Consider the following 24,998-nt stretch of genomic DNA (forward strand, 5'->3'; position numbering starts at 1 on the left):
CCGATCTTGGACGAATTTTAGCAATCTGAAATTTAAGGATTGGTGGCATCGCTTCGCCGACAAAGGGGTTCTGGCGGGGTGCTGAAGGCAATGATCCGAAAATTCGGTAGGGACCGGCGTGGCAACTATACGCTGATGACGGTCATCACCATGGTGCCGCTCATGGGCGGCGTGGCGCTCAGCGTCGACTACTCGGAACTGCTCCGCCAGAAGCACGCTGCGTTGAACGCGCTGGACGCCGCCGGTCTCGCCACCGCTCACCAGATCGTCTCCGGCGCAAGCGACGACGCCGCCAAGGCCTATGCCAAGACTTTCTTCGAAGCCAATCTCGGCCCCGTCGATCCGGCCAATACGTTGCTTACCGTCACCCTCCCCAACAACAATGCGGGTGGCGGCACGTTGAAGCTCTGCAGCGCCCTGACGTACCACCCCTATTTTCTGCCGGCCGCCGCCATGCTGATGGGCGGCGGGACCACCAGCGATACAACCTTCACCGCGTGCTCGGAAATCCGCCTCAAGAACACGCTGGAAGTAGCCTTGTGCTCGATAATTCCGGTTCGATGAATAATCTGGGTTCCGGCACCGGCCAGATGCGGATTGATCTGCTGAAGACTGCCGCCAAGCAGCTTGTCGATACGTTGGCGCTGCAGGCACAGCAGATGAAGCAGGTCAGCAAACCGGTGCAGTTCTCCCTCGTGCCGTTCGCGGCTTCGGTCAATGTCGGTCCCACCCGTGACCAGGATGGCTGGATGGACCAGGACGGCATCTCCCCGATCCAGCACGAGGACTTCGACTGGACGACGATGACCCCCGCCAACGATCCAGACAAATACGCTGAGAAGCTCAACGGCGTCTGGTACAAGCGCGGCGCCGGCTGGGGTGACAGCGAGGATCAACCACTGACCCGCTTCAGCCTTTACGCCGACATCACGGTCGAGTCTGGCCGCGAAGAAGTGCCTAACACGAAACAGTATATCTGCGACACCTATAACAAAAAAGGCAACTGCAGCAGCGGCCACTGGACCACCCCGGAATATATCTACACCACCAGCCGCTATGCGAGTTGGCAGGGTTGCGTCGAGGCGAGGCCATACCCGTATAATAACGACGACACGACGCCGAACACCGCCACGCCTGCCACGCTGTTCGTGCCGATGTTCGCACCGGACGAGGCTGGCACCCTCTGGCTCGATTTCAACCGCGACGGTGTCAACGACGTCGACATCACGTCGTATAATTACGGCAACAACTGGTGGGCCGACTGGCCCTATTTCACCGACCTCCCAACCGCTTCGCAGCGGCAGTCGGACATGCGCAAGTATTTCCTGGTCAAGCCTTACGGTTCGAAGTCGGCTGCCTCGGGCGACGGCCCGAATTCGTCCTGCACGACCAACCCGATCACGCCACTCAAAGACGTCAGCCAGATTGCCCAGAAGGAGGAGATCAAGGACGCCATCGACGCCATGGCGCCGAACGGCAACACCAACGTGCCGGATGGCCTTGCCTGGGGCTGGCGGACGGTATCGAGCAACGAACCTTTCACCGAGGGCCGGCCGAACACCGAAAGGGGCAACGACAAAGTGGTCATCGTGCTGACCGACGGCGCCAATACCTACAGCGCCGTCAGCGACAGCCTCTATGCCAGTAACAGGTCGACCTACGCCGCTTACGGTTACACCGGCCTGACATATCCGGGGTCTGGAAGCGTGACGCGCCTGTTCATGAACACCAGCACCGACATCGGCAAGACCACCTATACCGGCGCCAACTACACCGCCGCGCTGGACGAGCAGATGCAGACCCTTTGCGCCAACGCGAAGAATTCGAACATTCTCGTCATGACCGTCGCGCTCGACCTGTCGACCACCGATGCCGGCGACAAGAAAGCACTCGACGCGCTGAAGGCATGCTCGTCGGACTCGCGCTTCCGCATGGATCCCACCGATCCGACCAAACCGGCCAAGCTGTTCTGGAACGCGACCGGGGCGACGCTGTCGGACAATTTCAAGGAAATCGCCAACGAATTGTCGAACCTGCGCATCGTCGGCTGAAGGCGATGGGGCTGGCGACTTAAGCGAGAGGCTGGCGGGACAGCACCCGGACAGCACCCCCTCCGGCCTGCCGGCCAGAGGGGGTGCGAAGGAACGCGACCCAGCGTGTGTTCGGCAATTTCGTCTGGCGCAACGGCTGAATCCGCCAAGCCCTTGCGCGTCGTTGTCCGACGAGGCACACATGCGCACTTCCCGGAGATGCGCCCGTGCCCGACGCCGCCAACCATCTCGCCTTCGCGCTGGTCTGCCTCGGCATGGTGCTGACGCCCGGCCCGAACATGATCTATCTGATCTCGCGGTCGCTGTCACAGGGACCGAAGGCCGGCCTGATCTCGCTCGGCGGCGTGGCGCTCGGCTTTGTCTTCTACGTGTTGTCGGCGGCATTCGGCATCACCGCGCTGCTGCTTGCCGTGCCTTACGCCTATGATGCGTTGCGTTTGGCCGGCGCGCTCTACCTCTTGTGGCTTGCGTGGCAAGCAGTGAGGCCAGGCGGACGCTCGCCATTCCAGGTCCGGGAACTGCCGAAGGACAGGCCGCGCAAATTGTTCGCCATGGGCCTGATGACCAATCTGCTCAACCCGAAGGTGGCGGTGCTCTACCTGTCGCTGCTGCCGCAGTTCATCAACCCCGGCAAGGGCCACGTGCTGTCGCAGCTTCTGGTGCTCGGCACCACGCAGATCGCGATCAGCCTCACCGTCAACGCGATCATCGCGGTTACGGCCGGCTCGATCGCCGTTTTCCTCGCCGGCCGGCCGCTATGGCTGGTGATCCAGCGCTGGATGATGGGCACGGTGCTGACCGCACTGGCCCTGAAGATGGCGACCGACGCGCAGCGTTAACTAAAGCGTCGAAACCCAGAAGTGGGTACCGGTTTTGGTTCCGATGCTCAGACAAAAGATAGAGCGGCGGCACGATCGACTTGAAAGTCCGCCGCTAGCTACATCGGCCGCCGGTCCTGCTGCGCCCGCTCCGGTTCGACCACCTTGCGATAGAGATGCCACGTCGCATGGCCAAGCACAGGCATGACGACGGCGAGCCCGGCAAACAGCGGGATCGAGCCGATGACCAGCAGCACGGCGACCATCAGGCCCCACAGCGCCAACTGCAGCGGGTTTGTCATCACCGCCCGTGCCGAGGTCTCGATTGCCGAGACTGCGCCGACATCGCGGTCGAGCAGCAGCGGGAACGCGACGACGGTCGTCGCCAGCACGATCGCGGCGAAGACGAAGCCGGCCGCATTGCCGAGCAGGATCAGCGTCCAGCCTTTTGGCGTTGTCAGCACCTCGCGCACAAAGCCGCCGATCGAGGCCGGCGGCTGATTGCCGAACAGGCCGGTATAGATCGATTGCGCAGTGTACAGCCAGAGCAGGAACAGTGCTACCAGCATAGCGCCGATGACCGCGATCGCCGGCAGCGCCGGCGAGTGGCGCACGTCGAGCGCGTGCCACCAGGACGTGTCCATGCCGAGTTCGCGGCGGCGGCTGATCTCGTAGAGACCGATCGCGGCGAAGGGTCCAAGCAGGGCGAAGCCGGACATCAGCGGATAGAGCAGCTGGATGGCGTTGGAGCCGGATGTCGTCCACCGCGCCAGGATCAATCCGACCACCGGATAGATCAGGCACAGGAACACGTAATGCGATGGCTTAGCCCAGAAATCCTCGACGCCGAGCCGCAGCGCATCCATCAGGTCCGCCGTGGTGATGCGGCGCACCGTGGGCTGCACGTGCATTCCACGCGCGTCCGACATGACATGAAAGCTGGCCATAACCATTCTCCCGTATCCGGGGGCGGCCACCGCCAGGATGGCCGCCCGTAGCTGCCACTTCAAGAACGCTGGCATGATAGCCGAATTTGATGTGCTTGTCGCGAATCGGGTGGTGTTGGAGCGAGTGCGGCGCGGCACAGGGCGTGTTCGTGCCGCGCGCTGAAAAGAGGCTAGGCACCAAATCGTTCAATGACCTCGGCCAGCGGAATGTGGCCAAGACAGGCACCCGAACCCGCCGGCTTTTCGCCATCCTCGATGGCCTGCGCATATCGCACGTCCGGATCGCTTTCGATCCGGCGGCGCAGCGCCGCCAGCTTGGGATAGGCGGCGCCGTCGACCGCCTTGTGGAATTCTGCCCAGCGTGCCACGCCGATCAGCGTGGTATCCGCCAGCGTCAGGTGATCGCAGGCGGTGTCGACGATCATCGCCTCAAGCTGGTCATGGCGGTTGGTAACGGCCTTGCGGCCAAAATCACGCAAGGTCGCCAGCAGGGCCGCTTCGGCCGATTCCATTTCATATGCAGCCCAGAGCGGGGTGAAAGCGGCGGTGAAACCGGTGTTCACGAAAGCCATCAACTGATGTATCCGGTCGGCTTCCGGCGAGCGAGGGTCGAAGCTGACACGACGTTGCGTGTCGCGGGCTTCGAGCCACGCGGCAATCGCCATGGTCTCGGTGAGCACCCTGCCCTCGTCCGTGATCAATACCGGCGTTTCCTGACGGCCGTTGATGCTGGCATAGGCGTCGTTCTTCATTTCGGTGAGCATGTCGACGCGACACAGGCGGTAGGGCTGTCCGACGCGTTCAAAAGCAGCGACGAGCCCCATCGAACTTCCTGCCGGGAAGCCGTAAAGGAGGATAGGTTCCATTTCTTTGTCTCTTCCATGTTTAGGGATCACGCTGCGCAGCGAAGCTTGACCCTAAACGCTGGTCGTCCCATGTAAATTACGCACTATTCTGTAACCACCACGGGGTGCCGCCCATGAAAGATGTCGTCTCAAGCTGCCCGATCGAAGAGGCCATGCGTGTGCTCAGCGGTCGCTGGCCTACCTTGCTGCTCTACTATCTCAAGGACGGGACTAAGCGCTTCAGCGATTTGAGGCGTGACAACCCGACCGTGTCGCACCGCATTCTGGCGCTGGAACTGCGCAAGCTGGAAGAAGCCGGGATTGTGCGGCGAACGGCGCATGCCGGCTATCCGCTGCGCGTGGACTACGACCTCACAGCGCGCGGCCTCAAGCTTGTGCCGCTCATCGACGCCCTGGGCGACTGGTGGGAAGATACCGAGGACGAACGGGCCGGCCGGGTCTCATCGACGCCGGAAACAAGTCTGGACACAGCGGCCTAGCCAAGGGTGAAAACCTGACGCTTGCAACCATAGGCTGTGAAACCGCTTTGGGTGGGATTTTGGCGTCCCGGCCGAATATCGGAATGCACGGGTAGCACCAGAAGCCGTCATTGCCGAGCAGATACTCTAACGTCGCGTTCTGGGCCGACAGCGGGGCGTGAGGAAGTTCACCTCAAATTGCTCTTCGGAAACAGCACGCGATCGGGTTTTGCATTCATTCGCGCCAGCATTTCCTTGATCAAGCGTGTTTTGGTGCGCCCCGCTTCCTTCGGCGGCACGAGGTAACGAACGATGGCCTCGAGCCAGGTGTTTTCACTGACGCGAAAATGAACCACTGGATGCTCCTTCACTTCGAGTTCGTCCACCGGCGTTTGCGACAGGATGTGCTTATAGACCTTCACCTTCTGGCTCATGATGTCGCCGATCTGCTCGTCAACGACCTCTCTCATGGTTTTCGCTACGAATTCCAGATCGCTTTCATAAGCGAGCTGGAACTTGATTTCGTTCCAGACATAGGGAAACAGCGGCCAGGAATAGTTGAAGACCGGCGTGTCAAACACGGTGGAGTTCGGAAACTTGATGACGCGTCCGCTCGGATGATCGGTCCAAAGATGTTCGCCGCCGAATTCCCATAACGTCGTGTCGAGATAGCTGACATCAATGACATCGCCATGGGCATCGCCGATGCGAATGCGGTCGCCAACGCGATAAGGCGCCCTGGCCAGAATATAAATCCACGCGATGAAACTGGAGATCGGCATTTGCAGTGCAAAGCCGAGAATCAGTGAAATCAGGCCGAGTGAAACAACCGCAGCGTACCAGTTCACAAATAAGACTGAAATGGCCACGAAGACGATGGCGACGACGACGACCAATCGAAAAATACGTTGCAGGTTGAAACGCGAAACACGATTGGGAATTCGGCCAATGAGAAAGACTTCGATAACATTCGCAACGGTCAGCATAACGAAAATGAAAAGGCCGCCCCTGACGTAGTTCAGCACGCGAACGCGCAAAGGCGCGTCAAGCCATTCTAAGCGCCAATTGATCAGGACTTGGATGCCAAAAAACAGCAAGGCAGCGGCAGCGAAACCAATCGTCCACCAGACGTCTTCCTTGCGAAGGCTGAAGCGAAATTTTTCCTCTGGCTTTTTCGCCTTCTGTTCCATAGTTTTTGGATCAGCAGTCTGTTGCGCGGCCCGTTCGAGTCGGGAAAGGTTCTCCTGTTCCTTGGCGCGCGGTTCCATGGGTTCACTCCCGATGTGGCTATCAACACCCAGCCCAGTGCCTGCTCGTTCCTCGACGGCGGCATTCCGGCAAACGACCCAATGTCAGTCGCTGACTGGCTCCTTGCCGGCTCACGAAAGCTGGCCTTCATTCCGGCGGCCCCGTCCCTGGTGAAATAGGGCGGCAAGCAGAAAGATGCGACGTCGCCGCCATATTCGGCAAATGCCTTATAGCCCGATCCGAAATTAGGTTGGGTTTGGTATCAGCAGCTCCCCGATAGCTCACCGGTAGAGATCTCGACTGTTAATCCAGCGGCCGTTGGTTCGAGTCCGGCTCGGGTAGCCAGCCTTCATCGGCCGGCGCGTTTCTTGCATGAGGCGGACTTTGCCCTGCCGGCGGGATCATGCCGGCGGATAGGGCCGCGACGGCGGCGTCGCCAGCGTGAGTAGGTTGCCGTCAGGATCACGCACCTGCGCTAGCGTCGAGTAGTCGCCCTCAATGTCGTCCTCAAGCACGATCCCCAGGCCCTGCAGCCTACGGCGCTCGGCCGCGACATCGTCGACGATAAGGAGCATCACGCCCCTGCCGGCGATCTCGCTGTCGGTTGAAAGCGCTGTGGGAAGATACCGAGGACGATCAGGCCGGCGGGGTCTCATCGACGGCGGAAACTAAGCTGGACACAGCGGCCTAGCCAGGGGTGAAAACCTGACGCTTGCAACCATAGGCTGTGCAACCGCTTTGGGTCGGATCTGCCGTCCGGGCCGGATACCGATGCGCGCGCAGCGCCAGAAGCTGTCTTCTGGCCAACACTCGCCACCTGCGGAATTTTCGCCAAACAACACATGTTCATTAACCCTTCCCAACAGCAAATCACGTTTTTGGTGATTGTCGCTTGAAATCCCCTCAATCACTCTCTAGGTGATTGGGAGGGAGAACAAGATGAAGACAGCGCACTACAAGCTGATCCTGACCCGCGCTGGCGAACGCGCCATCGACATGACTTTCGCGGCTTATGCCGTCATGCACGACATCCTGGATCGCACCGACTCTACCCAACGCACCAACACGTTTGAGCTCCAGAAGCTCGCCTATGAAGCGATCCGCGCCGAGACGGGCCTGCCGGCGCGACTGGTGACCAATGGCATTCGCGAATACGCCTCCGGCGCCTGGTCGTCCGATCGGCTGCCGCTTGACGACAAGCTCATGTCCTTCAAGGGCGTTGACAAGGTTTCGATTTCTACCGTCGAGGGGCGTGTGATCGCGGGATTCCTGGCCACCGGCTACTCCGATAGCCAGGAGAAGGCGCAACTTTCCCACCTCGTACGGGATAACGGAGTCTATCTGCTCACCGTTCCGCTGTCGGCGGACATGCAACACAGGGAGATCGAAGCCATGCAGACCGAATCCATTTCCGGGCGCGTTTCGCGCCTCGCCGCGGGCCTGGTCGCAACCGTGATCGACGGCCTTGAGAAGAAGGCTCCCGAGGCGGTGGCCGAACAAGCGATCCGCGAGATCGACAAGGCCGCCGACGAGTTGAAGTCCAACCTCGCAGCGCTGATCGCCGAGCGCAAGCGCTACACCTTGCAGAAGGACGACCTGACCGAGGAACGCGAGGGGCTGGACCAGAATATCCGTGTTGCCCTGCAAGAGGGCCGCGAAGACCTTGCACGGGCCGGTATTGGCCGTCAGGACGACATCGACGCGCAGGCCGCCTCTATCGACAAGCTGATCCAGGATGTTGATGTGCGCATTGACGAAGCGCGAGGCGCGCTGAGCGCCGCAAGTGCGGCCCGCCGCGATTCCGAGGAGCGGGTGAAGATAGCGCGGCGCGCTCGCGAGGCGCAGAAGCCGGGCACGGTGGGCAACGCTGACGGCGGGTTCCGCAAACCCGCACCAGAGGATCGCATTGCGGCCGCGCTTTCCAGCGTGGCGCGGCTGACCGACCTGCCCGCTGGCAAGCCGCGCGACAACGATCTTGTCGAACTCGAAGAATTTGGGCGCCAGCGCCGCATTGACGACCGGCTGGCGACCCTGCGCAGCGAACTCAAGGGTAAGAAGTAGCGCCGATGGCAGATATTCTCCACGCACCGGCGCTCTATCTCTATCCATTGCTGGCAGGGATGTTGCTGGGGGTCCTGCAGATCGTCCTTTTCTATGTTGGAGCCGGGCATTTTGACCATGGTGGCGGCGAAGACGGCACGGTCGACCACCTCCTCGACGCCACACATCTAGGCGACGTATTCGACTGGCTGAATTTCGGTCGGGTACCCTTCGCCATCCTGATACTGCTTCTGCTGGTCACATTCGGCATGGTCGGCATCATGCTGTGGCAGATCTTCCCGGTCTTGCCGGCGTGGAGCTACGCTTTTGGCGCGGCGCCGGCGGCGGTGATGGTAACGAAGATCACCGGCGGCTGGATCGCTTATCTCCTGCCGCAGGACGAGAGCTACGCTGTCAACCACGATCATCTGGTCGGGCGTCGCGGCACGGTCACGCTCGGGCCGCTGGATGACGGTCGGCCCGGCTCGATCCGAGTGCGCGATGAGCATGGCGAATTGCATACGCTGCGGGCGCGGCCCGCAGACGCGGGAATGAAAATCGAGAAAGGCGCCGTAGTCGTGGTGGTGAAAGCCGCCGAGGGACCCGGTCGTGTCTGGCTCGTAGTCCCGTTCGAGGAGCATATCTAGCCAGAGCGCGCTCTGAGCAAAGCCGAGCATCAAACACTTTCAAATCTGGGGGCAAAGTATGGACAACATAGTTCAATTTCTGATCTGGGTCGGCATCGTTCTCTTCGTGATCGCGGTGATCGGCTTTGTGCTCGGGCGGCTCTACCAGCGCGCCGAACGTGACGAGGCCTTTGTGCGTACCGGCGTCGGCGGCCGCAGAGTGGTCAAAGACGGCGGCGCGCTGATCCTTCCCATCTTGCATGCGCTGGCGAAGGTCAAGCTCAACACCGTCAAGCTGGTGGTCGACCGCCGCCGCGAGGACGCCTTCATCACCTCTGACCGCATGCGCGTCGACATCCGTGCCGAGTTTTACGTACGCGTCGACGGCACGGATGACGGCATCGGCCTCGCTGCGCAGACGCTGGGCGACCGTGTCAACGACCCGAAGGCAATCCAGGATCTGGTGGAAGCCAAGCTGGTCGACGCGCTGCGCTCTGTGGCCGCGCGCAACACGCTCGATCAACTGCATGAGAATCGCTCAGACTTCGTGAAGGCGGTGCAGGACGCAGTCGAGACCGATCTGCGCTCGAACGGGCTTGAGCTGGAATCGGTGTCGTTGACGGGCCTCGACCAGACGCCGCGTGAGTTCTTCAACGAAACCAACGCTTTCGACGCCGTCGGTTTGGCCAAGCTGACAACCATCACCGAACAGCGCCGCAAGGAGCGCAACGAGGTGACCCGGAAGACCGAAGTAGCGATTGCCGAGCAGGATCTGAACGCCTCGCGCGAAAAGTACGCGTTGAAGCGGCAAGAGGAAGAGGCGCGGCTGGAGCAGGAGCGCGACGTAGTCTCCAAGCAGGCCTCCACGCGCTCCGAAATGGCCAAGGCCGAGGAAGCGGCGAAGCTCGCCGAACAGGCGGCGCAGATCGCGCGCGAACGCGAGATCGCCGAGCATGCGGCGGAAGCGCAGCGCGCCAAGGAAGAGGCGCGCATTAACTCTGAGCGCGAGGTTGAATTGTCGCGCCAGAATATGGCGGTGGCCATCGCCAAGAAGAGCCAGGAAACCAGCCAGGCTGAAGCCAAGGCCCGCGAGGCCGAGGCGCTGACGGTTGCTGCTCAAGAAAAGGTGCAGACGGCGCGCGAACGCGAAATCGCCGACCGCGCCAGGCAGATCGCCGTTCTGCAAGCGCAGGAAGCGGCGGAATCTGAGGCTGTGTCGGTGACAGTTGGCGCGAGCGCCGAAAAAGCAGCGGCGGAAGACCGCGCCGAGGCGGCGCTGGTGGAAGCCCGCGCGGCAGCGGAAGCGATGAAGGTCCGCGCCGAGGGCGTGATCGCGGAAGGCGAGGCGGAGGCCGCGACCATCCGCGCCACGAACGAAGCGCGCAACCTGCTCTCCGACCGGCTGATCCAGCTTGAACTGACGCAGGCCCGGATCACCATGCTACCGGAAGCACTAAAGGCGCTGATGGAGCCGGCGAGCCGTATCGATAGCATCCGCGTGTTCGACACGGCGGGATTTTCGGGCGGTCGCTCGGGCGGCGAAGGCGGGCGTTCGGGTCCGGGCGATCTGGCCGACCAGCTGCTGAAGTTCACCGGCAACAAGTCTCTGATTGACGCGCTCCTGAAGGAAGCTGGCATCGCCGGCGCCGGTGGCTCTCTAAAGGATCTGGTCTCGACGCGGCCGCGGGAAACGGATGCTGACGGGGCCGATCTGTTCGAGGAGGCAGACGTGGAGGACGACGAGCTGGTCGCCCCCCTGGCTGGGATACCGAAGGCCTGAACTGCCCAAACGCTGATTTGATCGGGCGTGGAAACAATCCACGCCCGGTCTATTTGGCAGTCAGGATCGCGCTTATGTCAGGCAGGCGGCCTTGCCGCCACCGTCCTGCCCACCGGCGAAAGCGCCGGTGCTGCCGTCGAGTTGGGATGGCTGCCTCGCAGGCGCGGCCCTCCGATGGCTCATGGGTGGCTTGAGGCGGTGATCGCGGGATAGTCGGTATAGCCGGCGGAGCCGCCGCCATAGAGCGTCGCCGGGTTGAACTCCGCCAGCGGCGCGCGCGTCTTCAGCCGTTCCACAAGGTCGGGATTGGCGATGAATGGGCGTCCGAAGGCGAACAGGTCCGCCTTGCCGTCGGCGAGCTGCGACGCCGCGAGTTCGAGGTCATAGCCGTTGTTGGCGATATAGGTGTTGTTGAAGCGCCGGCGGAGCGATCCGAAGTCGAAGGGCGCGACATCGCGCGGTCCGCCCGTGGCGCCCTCGACGACATGGATGTAGACGATGCCCAAGGCGTCGAGTTGATCGACGATGTAGTCGAACTGCGCCTGGGGGGCGCCGCTCGAGACACCGTTGGCGGGCGAAATGGGCGAAATCCGGATGCCGGTGCGCTCAGCGCCGATCTCCTCGACCACCGCAGTCGCAACCTCCAGCATCAGCCGGGCGCGGTTCTCGACCGATCCGCCATAAGCATCGGTGCGGACATTAGCGCTGTCCTTGGCGAACTGGTCCAGCAGATAGCCGTTGGCGCCGTGAATCTCGACGCCATCGAAGCCGGCCTCGATGGCGTTCGCGGCTGCTTGCCTGAAATCGTTGACGATCCCCGGAAGCTCGTCGAGCTCGAGCGCGCGGGGCTCCGAAACGTCGACAAAGCCGTTGCTGACGAATGTCTTGGTCGCGGCCCGGATCGCCGAGGGCGCGACGGGCGCGGCGCCATGCTCCTGCAGGTCGACATGTGAGACGCGGCCGACATGCCAGAGCTGCAGGAAGATCCGGCCACCCTTGGTGTGCACGGCGTGGGTGACCTTGCGCCAGCCGTCGATCTGCGCCTGGGAGTAGATGCCGGGCGTGTCCTGATAGCCCTGTCCCTGCTGCGAGATCTGCGTGGCCTCGGAAATCAGCAGGCCGGCCGACGCGCGCTGGCCGTAATACTGCGCGGCGAGATCGCCTGGAACGAAGCCCGGGCCAGCGCGATTGCGCGTCAGCGGCGCCATGACGATACGATTGGAGAGAGTGAGCGAGCCGAGAGTATAGGGCTCAAACAGCGTTGTGCTCGTCATAGGTCACCTTTGTTTGTCCCCGCCGCGGCGGGGTCGCTTATCGAAATGGCTTCGTTCATGCTCAGGCGACCGTGCGGTACCGCTTGGCGGGATGTTCGTTCCGATAGTTCGGAAGCATGGCCTGGCGCGCGGCCTGAAGCGCGTCCCACTGCCCGGCATCGGGTAGCGGCGGGATGGTCACCAGTTCGCGGCGGTCGAAGCCGACCAGCGCCGCATCCACCAGATCGTCCACCTCCATCACGTTGGAAAGCGTGTTGACGTCGGCGCCGACATGTTCCCAGATCTCCGTTCGCGTCGTGGCGGGAAGCACGGCCTGGACGTAGACACCCTTCGGCGCGAGCTCGAGGCTGAGTCCCTGCGACAGAAACAGCACGAAGGCTTTGGTTGCGCCGTAGACCGTCATGCCGAACTCCGGCGCCAGGCCGACCACCGAGCCGATGTTGACGATCGCCCCTTCGCCGGCCGCCGCAAGACGCGGGGCGATGGCGCTGGCTAGCCGCAGAAGCGCGGTCGTGTTGAGCGCAACCAGCCGCGCGACGTCATCGGTGCTCTGCTCGATAAAGCTTCCGCCGATGGCCGTTCCGGCATTGTTGACGAGGATCCCGATGCGGGCGTCATCGCGCAGCCTCGTCTCTACCGTTGCAAGCTCGGCAGGCTGCGTAAGATCAGCCTGGATGATGTCGAGCGCCACGCCATTTTCCTGACGCAGACTGGCCGCCAGAGCCTCCATTCGTGCCATATCACGGGCAACCAGCACGAGGTCGTGCCCGCGGCGCGCGAAGCGCTCGGCATATGCGGCTCCGATGCCGGTGGAGGCACCGGTTATGAGGACTGACGGAATGGTGGTCATGGCATTGCTCTTTTCTCTGATGGACTCTATATTCATGACGATCATCATGATTGCTGTTTAATATGATAGCCATCATGTAAATGTCAACGGGGCCGGCGGAGAATTTTGAAATGAAGGTCAGTCGAGAACAGATGGCGGAGAACCGTCGCCGAATTCTGGATGTTGCCGGCCGGCTGTTTCGCGACAAGGGCTTCGACGCGGTCAGCGTGGCGGAGGTGATGAAAGCCGCCGGACTCACCCATGGCGGCTTCTATGGCCATTTCAGCTCAAAGGACGACCTGATCGCGCAGACCCTTGCCCATGTCCTCGCCGCGGACTCAAGCGCAGGGGCCGATCTTCGCGCTTATGTAGACGCCTATCTTTCGCCCCGTCATCGCGACAACGCCGCTGGTGGTTGCCCGACGGCAGGCCTTGCCGCGGCCATTCGCCATCAGACCCCGGCTGCACGCTCGGCCATGACGGAAGGCCTTCGATCGCAGATCGACCGTATCGGCAAGGCGCTGCCGGAGTTGGATCCGGCAGGCAGACGCCGCGCAGCGATCGGATGCTGGGCAGCGATGGTGGGGGCAGTGATCCTCGCCCGGGCTATCGACGATCCCGCGCTTTCGGATGAAGTTCTGGAACAGACGCATGCCTGGATCGATGCCGGGATCAGCCAAGTGTCTGCCAGATAGGCGGTCTGCGGCCGGGCTTGCGCCACCGTACTGCCCGCCGAAGGCGCCGGTGTCTCGGCCTCCGCCGCCGGCACGCTGGCGGGCATCAGCGCCTCAGCATCCTTGCGCAGGCGAAGACGCACAGAACCTGGCCCTACTGAGCGGAGCGGTCGGCCAACAACGCCAGCCGGACGAGCTCGGACAGGCTCTTCGCCTGCATCTTCGACATGACATTGGCCCTGTAGATTTCGACCGTTCGCGGGCTGATGCCGAGTTCGTGCGCGATCGCCTTGTTCGCCTTGCCGTCGACGAGCAGGTCCAGGACCTGGCGTTCGCGTTCTGTGAGCGATCCTACCCGGCTCGCCGCCTCCCTGACGTGTGCGCCGTCCTGGATGGTCTTCGTCCGGCGGCCAAGCGCGGAGCGGATCGTCGCGATGAGCAGGTCGTCATCGAACGGCTTCTCGATGAAATCGATCGCGCCCTCCTTCATTGCCTCGACCGCCATGGGCACGTCGGCGTGGCCCGTCATCACGATCACAGGGAGAAGCGAGCCACGAGCCTTCAGGCGACGCAGGAATTCGATGCCATCGATGCCCGGCATCCGCACGTCGGTAACGACGCAGCCGGACGCCGAGCCCTCCACGTCTTCCAGGAAGGCGGAGGCGGATTCGTGCAGCCTGACCGCAAGGCCGTCCGACGCGAGCAGGAATGCCAGCGACTGACGGACAGCCAGATCGTCATCGACCACATGCACCACGGCTTCAGCCTGCATCGGAAAGCTCCTCTCGCTCCACGGACCGGAGGTGAAGCCGAACGTGGTTCCCTGTCCTGGGGCAGACTCGGCCCAGATCTTGCCGCCGTGGGATTCGACAATCGTCCTGCAGATCGACAGGCCCACTCCCATGCCGTGCTTCTTGGTCGTCATGAAGGGCTGGAAAGCCGGTTTTGCACCGCCGGATCGATGCCCGGGGCGTTGAACCAGCGATGTCCGCTTCTGGAGGACGGGAGGGGTCGGCGAAATGACCAGAATCGGCGCAAAGTTGCCCTCCATCTTGCGGAGCGCGCAACTCAGCTACGGGTCAAATCGGGGTTCAACGTGAGACGGCTTACCTGCCTCCGTCCACTCGATCGGAAACCCGCGCATGAGCCGCTGAAGCTGCAGTAGGTGGCTGCCGACCATCGAGAATCGCCTCAACAACGTCGGGCTCGAGCAGCGCAGGGCGTAGGAACTACGCGACGTAGGAGGTCTTGAGCTTCTCTGCCCTGGCCAGTTCGCTGATCGAGCCAACGCGGCCGTTTGTCCATCATGTTCTTCCGACGGAAGGCGCGGACGAGAGCCGTGAGCAGCGTGCCATCGCAGAAGCTGGCAAACGCGTAGCCCATTCGCCTTGCGATTTGAGTCGAGACCTGAAAGGATTGAAGCGAGCCAGATGCGAGAGCACAGCTCTGGCTGTGGGAGCACGCCAGCGTGGTGACCACTCGAACGGAGCGGCGGCTGGCGGCCATCATGGCCGCCGACATCGTCGGCTACTCGCGCCTCATGGAAACCGACGAGGCGGCGACGCTCGCAGCGATCAAGGCGCTCCGGGCGGAGGTGATCGATCCACTGCTCAACGAGCATAACGGACGTGTCGTTAAGCTCATGGGCGATGGCGCCTTGGCTGAGTTCCACTCCGTCGTCGATGCCGTTGCTTGCGCTGTGGCCATTCAGACCAGAGTCGCCGCGCATCAGAGCGAGGCTCCTGCCGAGCGCCGCATAGTATTTCGTATCGGCATTAATCTCGGCGACGTGGTGGTCGAAGGTGATGATCTCTTCGGCGACGGGGTGAACGTGGCGGCGCGCCTTGAGCAGCTTTGCCCGCCGGGCGGCGTGCTCATCTCAGGAACCGCCTACGACCACATGAAAGGCAAGCTCAGCCTGCCAATTGACTTTGCCGGCGCTCAAAAGGTCAAGAATATCGCCGAGCCGGTTCGCACCTACAGCGTCAGAATGCAAGGGGCAAAGCGCGGCTGGAGCCTGCGCACTCGCCACATCCGGCGCTTTCTGCCGATGGCGGCTGCATCCCTTGTTTTGCTTGCGTTTGCGGCTACTGGAGCGTGGTGGTGGCTGCGGCCGGTTGATACTGCCATCGGCAAGCCGTCCATTGCGGTTCTGCCTTTCAGCAATTATGGCGGCGACGAGGCCACCGGGCGCCTCGCCGACGGCCTCACCGAGGACATCATCACCGACCTCGCGCGTTTCCCCGAATTCGAGGTCGTCGCCCGCAATTCCACCGAAGCCTACAAGGGTAAGCCGGTGGACGTCCGCCAGGTCGCAGCATCGCTATACGTCGGATATGTGCTCGAAGGTTCCATCCAGCGCCAGGGCAGCCGCGTGCGGATCAATGCGCAGCTGATCGAGGCGGCATCCGGCAAGCATCTGTGGTCGGAGCGTTGGGATCGGCCGGATGAAGACGTGTTCGCTGTCCAAACCGAGATCGCCGAACAGGTCACCAACCGGCTCGGCGGCGGCGCTGGCCTGATCCAGGAGACCGGGCGGACAGCGGCCAAACGCAAGCGGCCGGAAAACCTGAACGCGTATGAGTATTATCTACTCGGCACCGAGAAGCTCGAGCAAATCACCAAAGCCGATCTCGAAGAGGCCATTCATTTGCTTACCCGCGCCGTCGATCTGGACCCCGGCCTCGCCCGCGCCTGGGTCGAGCTTTATCATTCGCACAGTCTTTTGGCGAGCTTCGGGGTCAGCCCTGAGAGCGAGCGGAAGGCGGCTGTCGAAGCGGCCGAGCGCGCCGTCAGGCTTGATCCGAGCGACGCCGAGGCGCACGCCGTGCTCGGCATGAGTTTTGGCGAAAGGGGCGACCTGGCGCGGGCCAAGGTCGAGTTGGACACCGCCTTGCGTATGGCTCCGGGTTCAGCTGAAATCCTGACCTTCTATGTCGGCTGGGCGTCAACCTTCGGGGAACCCGAACGCGGCGTGGAACTGGTCGACCAGGTGATCCGACTCGATCCGAACTACCCATTGTGGGCCACAGGCAGCTTCTCCTATGCATACTTCATGGCCGGCCGCTATGAAGATGCGCTGAAGATGCAGGCGCGCATGACACCAGAAACCTACAACCTCTCCAAGTGGTCGATGCGGTGCGGTTCCTTCGCCGCGCTTGGTCGAACGGAAGACACAAAAGCCTGTGTCGCAGAGGCGCTCAAACGCTTACCGGACCTGACCATCGAAGCCATGGCCAACGAGCCGGGCTACAGCGACGCCGAGCACCAGCGCTTCCTCGAGACAATGCGCAAGGCCGGCTTCCCGGCCTGTGCGAGCCCCGAGGCGCTGGCGAAGTTCGCCAAGCCTCAGCGGTTGCCGGAATGCGAGAAAGGGACCGCCAACTAGGCTGCGTCGCAGGAATGTCAAACGGCGTCACCTTTGACCATGCCAGCCGGAATGTCCGCTTCGAGGCGAAGGTAACGTTTGCCTGAACGGCCGACATGGTGAAGCGAAGCAGTCATTCGCAGCGCGCACCGGTGGAGGTCACCGATGGGCCAAACCGATATTCCGTCGCGGCACCACGCGTCAGATTTCACCACCGGGCGACGAACCGCGGCGAGCGAGATTCTTGAGCACCTGCCCGGCAAAAGCCATGATCACCGCTATGTCAGGCGGGCATGACCGCTGCCAAAATCGAAAATTCCGAAGTCCGATCAAGCTTAAACAGGCGAATGCTGCTTAGAGCTGCCGGCCTTGCCGCGCTGGCCGGGCTTGCCGCTTGCGCCACTGTGCTGCCCACCGGCGAAGGCGCCGGGGTCTCCGCCTCCGCCGTCGGCACACTGGCGGGCATCCGCGCCTCAGCCGGTCTCGAACCGCTTGTCCCCGACCCTCAACTCGAACAGGCAGCCCTGCAGCAGTCCGGCTATATGGCGCGCGGCGGCCGCATGACCCACTCCACCGGCTGGAGCAAGGGATTTGCCTCGCGCGTCAAGGGCAACGGTATTGCCGGTGCTGCCGCCGAAAACATCGCCGAGGGCCGTTTCGATCAGCGGAAGCTGTTCGACATCTGGATGCACTCGGCCGGCCACCGCCGCAACATGCTCGACCCGCGCTTCACCCGCTTTGGTCTGGCCTATGTGCGGGACGGCCGCGACAGCTCGCTGCGCTACTGGAGCCTTGTTCTGGGCAAATAGAAGGGGTGACCGGAACGTCGACCAATCCCTACTCATCAGTCCATATGCGCGGCGGGCGCCCCGCCGGTGGTCGGACCAGCCTTTGGCTTGCGCAGCAGAAAAACGAACGGGATGGCAATCAGCGTCATCATCATCAGCAGCTTGAAGTCATTGATGTAAGAGATCATCATCGCTTGGATATTGACCATGCCGTCCACCCGGGAAAGCGCCGTCGGATCGCCGCCCGCCGCTGCCGGTGACGCCGCCCAGAGGTTGGGATTGAACGGATTGATGTAGGCCGAGAGCTCGGCATGGTTGACCTGCGTGTTGCGTACCAGCAGAACCGTCACCACCGATACGCCGATCGACGAGCCAAGATTGCGCACCAGGCTGAATAACGCCGTGGCATCGGTGCGGAAGCGTGCGTCCAGCGTGGCGAAGGCCACGGTCGACAGCGGCACGAACACCATTCCCATTCCAAGGCCCTGGATGACGCCGGAGCTGAGGATGAGCCAGTTGTCCATCTGCGGTGAAAAGCTAGACATGGTGTGGAGCGATTGCGCGGTCAGCAGGAAGCCGATGACGACGAGAATTCGGGCATCGACCTTGTGCATGATGCGGCCGACGACGAGCATGGCAATCATCGTGCCGACGCCGCGTGGCCCCAAGACGATGCCGATGGTGAGGGTCGGATAGCCGAAGATGGTCGACAGCATTGGCGGCAGCAGCGCCATGCTCGCCAGAATGAGCACGCCCATGACAAAGATGAATGCCAGTCCGGTCACAAAATTGCGGTCGAGGAATATCTTCGGGTCGATGAAGGGCTGCTCCGCCGTCAAGGTGTGAATGATGAACACCCAGAAGCCGGTGATGGAAAGACCGAGTTCGATCCATATCTCGACCGAGGAAAACCAGTCGACCTCGCCGCCGCGATCAAGCATCAGCTGAAGCGCGCCGACACCAAGCGAGAGCATGGCGAAGCCGAAGAAATCGAAGCTGCGTATCCGCCTTGCAACGGCCGGCAAGTAGGCGGCCATGCCGAGAAAGGCGATGATGCCGACCGGCAGGTTGATGAAGAACACCCAGCGCCAGTTGAAATTCTCGGTCAACCAGCCACCCAGAGTCGGGCCAAGGATCGGTCCCAGCATGATGCCGGCGCCCCAGATAGCCATCGCCTGGCCGTGGCGTTCCCTCGGATTGATGTCGAGCAGGAAGGTCTGCGACAGCGGCACGATCGCCGCGCCGAATACACCTTGCATGAGACGGAACAGCACCATGGTTTCAAGGCTCCATGCCAGACCGCACAGCATGGAGAAGATGGTGAAACCGACCACCGCCGTCAGGAACAGCTCCTTGCGGCCAAAGCGGTCGGCCAGCCAGCCGGTCACCGGCGTCATGATCGCCGCGGCAACGATGTAGGAGGTCAGCACCCAGTTGATGTTGTCGGGGGAGGCGCCGAGGTCGCCGGTCATGGTCGGCAGAGCGACGTTGGCGATCGTGGTGTCGAGCGCCTGCATGATCGTCGCCAGCATCAGTGCCACGGTGATCAGGCCGCGATGCGGCACTTCGCGAAAGGGTTCTGGCGTGCTCATGATGTGGAACTTATGGAACGAGGTGGTCTATTGCGCCTCACCCGCCGTGGCGTGGCCGAAGATGCTCGGAAAGCCGCGGGAAACGCCGGTGTCCACCGTAACCGTCGCGCTCATGCCGGTGCGCAGCACCATCTTGGCGCCGGCATCGGCCAGTTCCAGGCGCACCGGAATGCGCTGGGTGACCTTGACCCAGTTGCCGGTGGCGTTCTGAGCGGGCAACAGCGAGAACTCGGCCCCGGTGCCGGCGCCAATCGCCTCGACCGTGGCTTCGAACGTCTTGCCCGGATAGGTATCGACGACGATTTCAGCCTTCTGGCCCGGCTTCATATGGGTGAGCTGGGTTTCCTTGAAATTGGCATCGATCCAGGTATCGCCGGTCTCGACCAGCGAAAACAGCGGCGTACCCGAGCCGACATACTGGCCGACCTTGAACGAGGCAGCCTGGCTGATGATGCCGTCGGCCGGCGCCCTGACCGTAGTCTGCGCCAAATCGTAGGCAGCCTTGTCGCGCGCGGCGAGCGCCGCCATCACGGTCGGATGCTTGTCGGTCTCGATATCGGGATTGCCGCCAAGGCCCGCCTCGGCGCTGAGGATGCCCTGCTGAGCCACCGCCATTTGCTGCTTGGCCTTGTCGAGATCGTTCCTGGCCTCGTCCAGCGACGACTCGGCGTTGATGCCCTTGCGGGCAAGGTCGGCGGCCCGGTCGTATTGCGACTGCGCGTAGCCGACCTGGCTGGCGTCGGACTTCTCCTGCGCTACCGCCTGGCTGTAGGCCGCGCGCAGCTGCTCGACATTGAGGCGCGCGCCGGCCACCGCCGCGTCGGCTTGCGCCAATGCGATCCGGTAGGGCTCGGGATCGATGGCGAACAGCACGTCGCCCTGCTTGACGGACTGATCGTCGAAAATGTCGACCTGAACGATGCGGCCCGCCGTATCGGCGGCGATCGAAACCTTGGCCTGCTGCAGATTGGCGTTCTCGGTCTCCTGGTAACGGCCGCCGGTCACCCAGACGTAGCTGCCGCCAGCGATCAGTGCCACGGGGAGCGCAAACATCAAAAGGAAGCGGCCGGCACGGCGCTTCTTCTTCGGCGCCACCGGCGCCGGTTCTACCTGCGGAGCGACCGTAACCGGGGCTGCCGCCGGCTGCACAGGAGCTTCCATCTCCAGCTTGGTCGCATTCTCATCTACCTTGGCTACCGCGTTCATGCTGCTGCGCCTTCTGCACTCTCGACTTTTTCGCCACTCTCGACTTTTTCGCCAGGCGCCGTCTCGCCATCCGCCAGGTTCTTGGCCATCGCCTCGAGTGCCTTGATCAGGACACGGCGATCTTGCGGCGACACGCCGGTCAGCGATTCTTCATAGACTTCGCCAGCAAGGCTCTTGATCTCGGCGTAGGCCTCGCTCGCCTTGGCGGTCGGGAAGATCATGCGAACGCGGCGGTCGGCGGCGTCGGAACGGCGCTCGATCCAGCCGCTCTCCTCCATGCGGTCGACCAGGCGCGACACGCTGATCGGCTCGATCTCGAGAAGTTCGGCGAGCCGCGCTTGCGTGATGCCTTCTTCCTTGGCGACGCGGACCATAAGCCGCCATTGCGCCGAGGAAAGGCCGAGCCCGCTGGCCCTCGCCTCGAAGCGCTTGCGCATCAGGCGCTGCACGTCGTGGATCAAAAAGCCCAATCTGTCGATGCCGTCGGAAGCCATGAGCGGCATATATTATAAGCGTGCTCACCATTCAAGGAGCCGCATTGTGCCAGAAGCCGGCAAACTGGGATGACAGTTATGCAATGCGGTCATGGTCAGCGATTGCTGAATAGCAATGAAGGAAGCCGCGTTCCCATCGGCTTCTGCCTTGCACCGACACCGGACCACCCATCGAACCTGATAATCATGCTTGAGCTAATTCTACACCAACGATCCCATCCAGGCAGAAAAGGCCTCGATGTGCGGCTGCAAGGGGTGGTTAGAGACGTAGACGAGATAGAAGCCGTAGCCTGGCAGAGAGAGATCGTGTGCCTTGACCAGCGCTCCACTTTTGAGTTCGCGGCTGACGACCACGTCGCTGCAGATAGCGATACCCTGGCCTGCCACGACCGCGTCGATCGCATGCAATTCTTCGCGAAAGCTTAGGTCCCACGCTTTGTTGGTATCCGGGATGCCAGGATCGACAGAGCGTGCCGCCGCCAGCCATCGCGACCAGGTAGGCGCTTCGCGATCACGGTTCATCCAATCAAAATGGATGAGCGGATATTGCAGCACATCGGCGGCCCGCTCGATCTGTCGGGTGCCCTTGGCGAGCAAATCAGGGCTGCACACCGGAAAGAACGTGTCCCGAAAAATTTCCTGGGCGGCAAGGTCCTGAGGCATCCTGCGCGCGTAGCGGATCGCGACATCGGCATTGCCGGCGCGCAGGTCCAACACCGAGTCGGTTCCGATAATCTCCAGAGGGATCTTCGGGTACTCTTCCCGCCATTTTGGCAGACGCGGTACCAGCCACCGGCTGGCAAATGCATTCGGGCTTGTCACCCGTAGCGGGCGTTGGCCGACGCCGGCCGAAGCTGACGCAATTGCGGTGGCAAAGGCGTCGAAGCCGTTGCGAATGACCGGGAACAGCCGTTCGCCCACGTCCGTAAGCACAAGCGGCCGTGGGCGCCGCCGAAACAGGGGTTGTCCGCAGATGCCCTCGAGCAACCGAATCTGGTGGCTGATGGCCGTGGGCGTCACGCCGAGTTCGATCGCGGCCTCCCTGAAACTCATGCGCCTGGCAGCAGCCTCGAAGGCGCGAAGGGATCCGAGCGGCGGAAGTCTTCTCATTCATGCAGTTTAGATGAATCCAACTCATCTAGCGACTGAGATATTCGACTTTGCGGCGGATGAAGGCCCATGAGATTATTGCATACAGTCTGTCCTCGGATCACGAAGGGAACCCCCTCGATGAGCACGCTCAAGCTTGCGGAGGATCCCGGAACCGGGTCAGCCCTGAAGGCGTCGGATATCGCGCGGCTCCGACAGATCATTCGTGGCGATCTGGTCCTTTCGGGCGATCCAGGCTACGACCAGGCACGCAGAGTCTGGAATGGAATGGTCGACAAGAGGCCGGCGGCGGTCTTCTACTGTGCCGAATCCAACGACGTCGTCACGGCCATCAACTTCACCCGATCACAAGACATTCTCGTCGCCGTTCGCGGCGGTGGTCACAACGTCGCCGGCAGTTCGGTGTGCGATGGCGGCATGGTGATCGATGTGTCGCGCATGAAGCGGATTGAGGTCGATCCCGTTCATCGCGTTGCGCGCGTAGAGGCCGGCTTGAACTTGGGAGAGTTCGACGCGGCCACGCAGGCTCATGGTCTCGCGACGACCATGGGTGTCAACGCCGATACAGGCGTAGCCGGACTGACGCTCGGCGGCGGGTTCGGCAAGCTTGGCCGCAAACATGGACTGAGCTGCGACAATCTCATAGCAGTCGAAATCGTGACGGCGGACGGCCGGCTGCTCAAGGCAAACGCGGCTGAAAACGCGGATCTTTTCTGGGGCATTCGGGGCGGCGGCGGCAATTTCGGAATCGTTACAGCCTTCGAATACAGGCTTCATCCCGTGGGTCCCCTTCTCATCGCGGGGTCAGTTCTGCACCGCTACGAACATGCGCGCGAAGCAATGCGGTTCTACCGCACGTTTTCGAGCAAGGCTCCCGATGAGCTGAGCCTGGACGCGGCGCTTGTGACTGCGCCCTCAGGTGAACGTTTCTTCAGCATCTCGGCGTGTTACATCGGCCCGCTTGGCGAGGGCGAGCAAATCGTCCAACCGTTGAGAGAATACGGCACGCCGGTTGAAGACCGGATTGCTCCCGTCCCGTATCTTCAAATCCAGTCGGCCGGAGACAGCATCTTTCCGCGCGGGCGGCGCTACTACTGGAAGGCGCAGTTCATGCGCGAAATTTCAGACCAGGCAATCGACACAATGCTCTCAGCTTACGCGACCGCACCCAGCGAGTCGCTTCTTGTCCTGCAGCAGGTTGGCGGCGCAATCTCGCGTGTGCCAATAGGCGAAACTCCCTACGCCAACAGAGATGCGCTTTACGATTGCTTCCCGATATCGATCTGGGATAATCCGGCTGATGACAAAATGCACATCCGATGGGCGCGTGACCTATGGGATGCAATGAGACCGTTCTCGACCGGCGGCGTCTATGCTAACAATCTCGGCGAAGAGGGCACGGACCGGGTTCTGGCAGCTTATGGCGAGAACTACCCGAGATTGGTTGCTTTAAAAAACAAGTATGATCCTACCAATTTCTTCCGTTTGAATCAGAACATCAGGCCGACGATCTGAGCGATTTCCGCCGCGGCGTCGGGTCCGAAAGCGGACTTAGCACGTCGATTGGTAACCCGATCGACAAGGCGACACGCTTTGGCAACACGCCCGACTTCATCAACTACAACTTCAATTCAACGCCGGCAGCGCTGACGATCATCATCGTTTCAATTTTGCGCCGGGCGCAATTTCGATCAAACTGGTCCTGCAAGGAAGCGGCACCATGGCTGCGCCAATCGCGAGACGCGGAGAGCCATATGAACCCGACCGAGAAAGCGCTGTGGTTCGTCGAAAGCCATCTGCCGGAATCCGTCTCGCTCGACGATGTCGCCAAGAGCAGCGGCGTGTCGCGTTTTCACGTGACGCGGGCTTTCGGCGCGGCGACCGGCCGTTCGGTGATGGGCTACGTCCGTTCTCGCCGGCTGACCGAAGCGGCGCGCAAGCTCGCCGCCGGCGCACCCGACATCCTCTCAGTGGCGCTCGACGCCGGCTACGCCTCGCATGAGGCCTTCACCCGCGCCTTCCGCGACCAGTTCGGCACCACGCCGGAACTGGTGCGCGCGCAAGGCTCGCTCGACAACCTCGATCTCGTGGAGCCGATTCTGATGGACCAGTCCTTCCTCACCAATCTCGAGCCGCCGCGTTTTGAGACCAGCCGGCCGTTTCTCATCGCCGGTCTCGGCGAACGCTACAGCTGCGAAACCAGCGCCGGCATCCCGATGCAATGGCAGCGGTTCGGCCCCTATATCGGCAATATTCCCGGCGAGGTCGGCGACGTCGCCTATGGCGTCTGCGTCAACGGCGACGATCCAGGCAATTTCGACTATATCGCCGGCGTCGAGGTGTCCGATTTTTCTGACCTGCCGAGGGCGTTTTCGCGCGTGCGCGTGCCGGCGCAGAAATACGCCGTGTTCGCCCATCGTGACCACATCTCGACCATCCGCCGTACGGTCAACACGATCTGGAACAAATGGCTGCCGGCCTCCGGGCACGAGGTCGCCGATGCGCCCGAATTCGAACGCTACGGCCCCGAATTCGATCCGCGCAGCGGCAATGGCGGGCTGGAAATCTGGATACCAGTCAAGGCATGAGGAAGGGCCAGTTTTCAACTTGTGTTGGAGACTAGTGTCGAAAACCGGCTCCGCCTTATCTTGCCTTCTCCCCTTGCTGGGCAGGGCAATCGCATTTGGATTCTTACGAAGATGGACCCCCACCCTAACCCTCCCCACAAGGGGAGGGAACGCTGCCGCGCGCCTTTACTTCCCCTTTGGCGCCGAAAGGCAGGCAATTTGCCGAGGTCAGCGCCAACGGAAGTCTCCCTCCCCCTTGTGGG

General features: G+C 62.2%; 22 protein-coding genes and 2 pseudogenes. 12 read left to right on the forward strand and 12 right to left on the reverse strand.

All coding sequences use genetic code 11. The features are described 5' to 3' along the window. The first annotated feature begins 90 nt into the window (after positions 1-90). Both AC0NIE_RS25295 and AC0NIE_RS25300 read left to right on the forward strand, forming a co-directional pair. Positions 91-2,051, forward strand: a pseudogene (locus tag AC0NIE_RS25295) (TadE/TadG family type IV pilus assembly protein). A 254-nt stretch (positions 2,052-2,305) separates the two neighbouring features. Next, on the forward strand, positions 2,306-2,890 hold the full coding sequence (locus AC0NIE_RS25300; RefSeq protein ID WP_473489401.1) for a LysE family translocator: 585 nt from the start codon (positions 2,306-2,308) through the stop codon (positions 2,888-2,890). A gap of 98 nt (positions 2,891-2,988) precedes the next feature. On the opposite strand, the gene AC0NIE_RS25305 is transcribed toward AC0NIE_RS25300, so the two are convergent. Beyond that, entirely contained in the window at positions 2,989-3,816 is an 828-nt protein-coding gene (locus AC0NIE_RS25305; RefSeq protein WP_473489387.1) for a DUF2189 domain-containing protein, read from the reverse strand. Positions 3,817-3,986: 170 nt separating this feature from the next. Continuing rightward, positions 3,987-4,682: a glutathione S-transferase family protein gene (locus tag AC0NIE_RS25310; RefSeq protein ID WP_473489386.1), complete on the reverse strand. Its 696-nt coding sequence runs from the start codon at positions 4,680-4,682 to the stop codon at positions 3,987-3,989. 113 nt (positions 4,683-4,795) lie between these two features. Between AC0NIE_RS25310 and AC0NIE_RS25315 the strand changes: the two genes are divergently transcribed. Next, complete coding sequence (locus tag AC0NIE_RS25315; protein WP_473489385.1) at positions 4,796-5,161, forward strand: winged helix-turn-helix transcriptional regulator; 366 nt, start codon at positions 4,796-4,798, stop codon at positions 5,159-5,161. 167 nt (positions 5,162-5,328) lie between these two features. On the opposite strand, the gene AC0NIE_RS25320 is transcribed toward AC0NIE_RS25315, so the two are convergent. Continuing rightward, complete coding sequence (locus AC0NIE_RS25320; RefSeq protein WP_473489384.1) at positions 5,329-6,408, reverse strand: mechanosensitive ion channel family protein; 1,080 nt, start codon at positions 6,406-6,408, stop codon at positions 5,329-5,331. Between the two features lie 381 nt (positions 6,409-6,789). After that, a complete protein-coding gene (locus AC0NIE_RS25325; protein WP_473489383.1) occupies positions 6,790-6,963 on the reverse strand; it encodes a VOC family protein in 174 nt (57 codons plus the stop codon). Between the two features lie 364 nt (positions 6,964-7,327). On the opposite strand from AC0NIE_RS25325, the gene AC0NIE_RS25330 reads away from it, so the two are divergent. From AC0NIE_RS25330 to AC0NIE_RS25340, 3 genes are read left to right on the forward strand one after another with little or no spacing between them, the layout of a single operon-like run. Continuing rightward, positions 7,328-8,449 (forward strand): PspA/IM30 family protein, encoded by a 1,122-nt coding sequence (locus tag AC0NIE_RS25330; protein ID WP_473489382.1) that lies wholly within the window; start codon positions 7,328-7,330, stop codon positions 8,447-8,449. Between the two features lie 5 nt (positions 8,450-8,454). Beyond that, positions 8,455-9,075 (forward strand): OB-fold-containig protein, encoded by a 621-nt coding sequence (locus AC0NIE_RS25335; RefSeq protein ID WP_473489381.1) that lies wholly within the window; start codon positions 8,455-8,457, stop codon positions 9,073-9,075. 58 nt (positions 9,076-9,133) lie between these two features. Further along, the gene (locus AC0NIE_RS25340) at positions 9,134-10,834 is read left to right on the forward strand and encodes a flotillin family protein (protein ID WP_473489380.1); all 1,701 of its coding nucleotides are present in this window, start codon (positions 9,134-9,136) and stop codon (positions 10,832-10,834) included. Positions 10,835-11,013: 179 nt separating this feature from the next. Here the strand turns inward: AC0NIE_RS25340 and AC0NIE_RS25345 are convergent, their stop codons facing one another. Together AC0NIE_RS25345 and AC0NIE_RS25350 are read right to left on the reverse strand one after the other, a co-directional pair. After that, positions 11,014-12,108, reverse strand: a complete 1,095-nt coding sequence (locus AC0NIE_RS25345; RefSeq protein ID WP_473489379.1) for an alkene reductase — start codon at positions 12,106-12,108, stop codon at positions 11,014-11,016. A gap of 61 nt (positions 12,109-12,169) precedes the next feature. Continuing rightward, positions 12,170-12,958, reverse strand: coding sequence for an SDR family NAD(P)-dependent oxidoreductase (locus tag AC0NIE_RS25350; protein ID WP_473489378.1), 789 nt, complete (start codon positions 12,956-12,958; stop codon positions 12,170-12,172). Positions 12,959-13,068: 110 nt separating this feature from the next. Here AC0NIE_RS25350 and AC0NIE_RS25355 point away from each other — a divergent pair, with 110 nt between their 5' ends. Further along, complete coding sequence (locus tag AC0NIE_RS25355) at positions 13,069-13,632, forward strand: TetR/AcrR family transcriptional regulator (protein ID WP_473489377.1); 564 nt, start codon at positions 13,069-13,071, stop codon at positions 13,630-13,632. A gap of 133 nt (positions 13,633-13,765) precedes the next feature. Here the strand turns inward: AC0NIE_RS25355 and fixJ are convergent, their stop codons facing one another. After that, complete coding sequence (gene fixJ, locus AC0NIE_RS25360; RefSeq protein ID WP_473529893.1) at positions 13,766-14,383, reverse strand: response regulator FixJ; 618 nt, start codon at positions 14,381-14,383, stop codon at positions 13,766-13,768. A gap of 42 nt (positions 14,384-14,425) precedes the next feature. After that, positions 14,426-14,662: pseudogene (locus tag AC0NIE_RS25365) on the reverse strand (ATP-binding protein); the annotation flags it as partial. A 417-nt stretch (positions 14,663-15,079) separates the two neighbouring features. Between AC0NIE_RS25365 and AC0NIE_RS25370 the strand changes: the two are divergent. From AC0NIE_RS25370 to AC0NIE_RS25380, 3 genes are all read left to right on the forward strand, one after another. Beyond that, entirely contained in the window at positions 15,080-16,999 is a 1,920-nt protein-coding gene (locus AC0NIE_RS25370) for an adenylate/guanylate cyclase domain-containing protein (RefSeq protein WP_473489374.1), read from the forward strand. Positions 17,000-17,143: 144 nt separating this feature from the next. Beyond that, the gene (locus AC0NIE_RS25375; RefSeq protein WP_473489373.1) at positions 17,144-17,275 is read left to right on the forward strand and encodes a hypothetical protein; all 132 of its coding nucleotides are present in this window, start codon (positions 17,144-17,146) and stop codon (positions 17,273-17,275) included. After that, complete coding sequence (locus tag AC0NIE_RS25380) at positions 17,272-17,787, forward strand: CAP domain-containing protein (RefSeq protein WP_473489372.1); 516 nt, start codon at positions 17,272-17,274, stop codon at positions 17,785-17,787. The genes AC0NIE_RS25375 and AC0NIE_RS25380 overlap by 4 nt, the downstream gene beginning before the upstream one ends. Positions 17,788-17,822: 35 nt before the next feature. Here the strand turns inward: AC0NIE_RS25380 and AC0NIE_RS25385 are convergent, their stop codons facing one another. The 4 genes from AC0NIE_RS25385 to AC0NIE_RS25400 form a co-directional block, all read right to left on the reverse strand. Then, positions 17,823-19,358, reverse strand: coding sequence for a DHA2 family efflux MFS transporter permease subunit (locus AC0NIE_RS25385; protein ID WP_473489371.1), 1,536 nt, complete (start codon positions 19,356-19,358; stop codon positions 17,823-17,825). A gap of 27 nt (positions 19,359-19,385) precedes the next feature. Next, on the reverse strand, positions 19,386-20,564 hold the full coding sequence (locus AC0NIE_RS25390) for an HlyD family secretion protein (protein ID WP_473489370.1): 1,179 nt from the start codon (positions 20,562-20,564) through the stop codon (positions 19,386-19,388). Next, on the reverse strand, positions 20,561-21,058 hold the full coding sequence (locus AC0NIE_RS25395; RefSeq protein ID WP_473489369.1) for a MarR family winged helix-turn-helix transcriptional regulator: 498 nt from the start codon (positions 21,056-21,058) through the stop codon (positions 20,561-20,563). Before AC0NIE_RS25395 ends, AC0NIE_RS25390 begins: the two co-directional genes overlap by 4 nt. A gap of 201 nt (positions 21,059-21,259) precedes the next feature. After that, complete coding sequence (locus AC0NIE_RS25400; protein WP_473489368.1) at positions 21,260-22,168, reverse strand: LysR substrate-binding domain-containing protein; 909 nt, start codon at positions 22,166-22,168, stop codon at positions 21,260-21,262. A 120-nt stretch (positions 22,169-22,288) separates the two neighbouring features. On the opposite strand from AC0NIE_RS25400, the gene AC0NIE_RS25405 reads away from it, so the two are divergent. Then, on the forward strand, positions 22,289-23,683 hold the full coding sequence (locus AC0NIE_RS25405; RefSeq protein WP_473489367.1) for an FAD-binding oxidoreductase: 1,395 nt from the start codon (positions 22,289-22,291) through the stop codon (positions 23,681-23,683). Between the two features lie 239 nt (positions 23,684-23,922). After that, positions 23,923-24,756 carry an AraC family transcriptional regulator gene (locus AC0NIE_RS25410; protein ID WP_473489366.1) on the forward strand — a complete coding sequence of 278 codons (834 nt, stop codon included), beginning with the start codon at positions 23,923-23,925 and terminating at the stop codon, positions 24,754-24,756. Positions 24,757-24,998: the final 242 nt, after the last annotated feature.

This window comes from Mesorhizobium sp. WSM4842 (assembly GCF_055901575.1).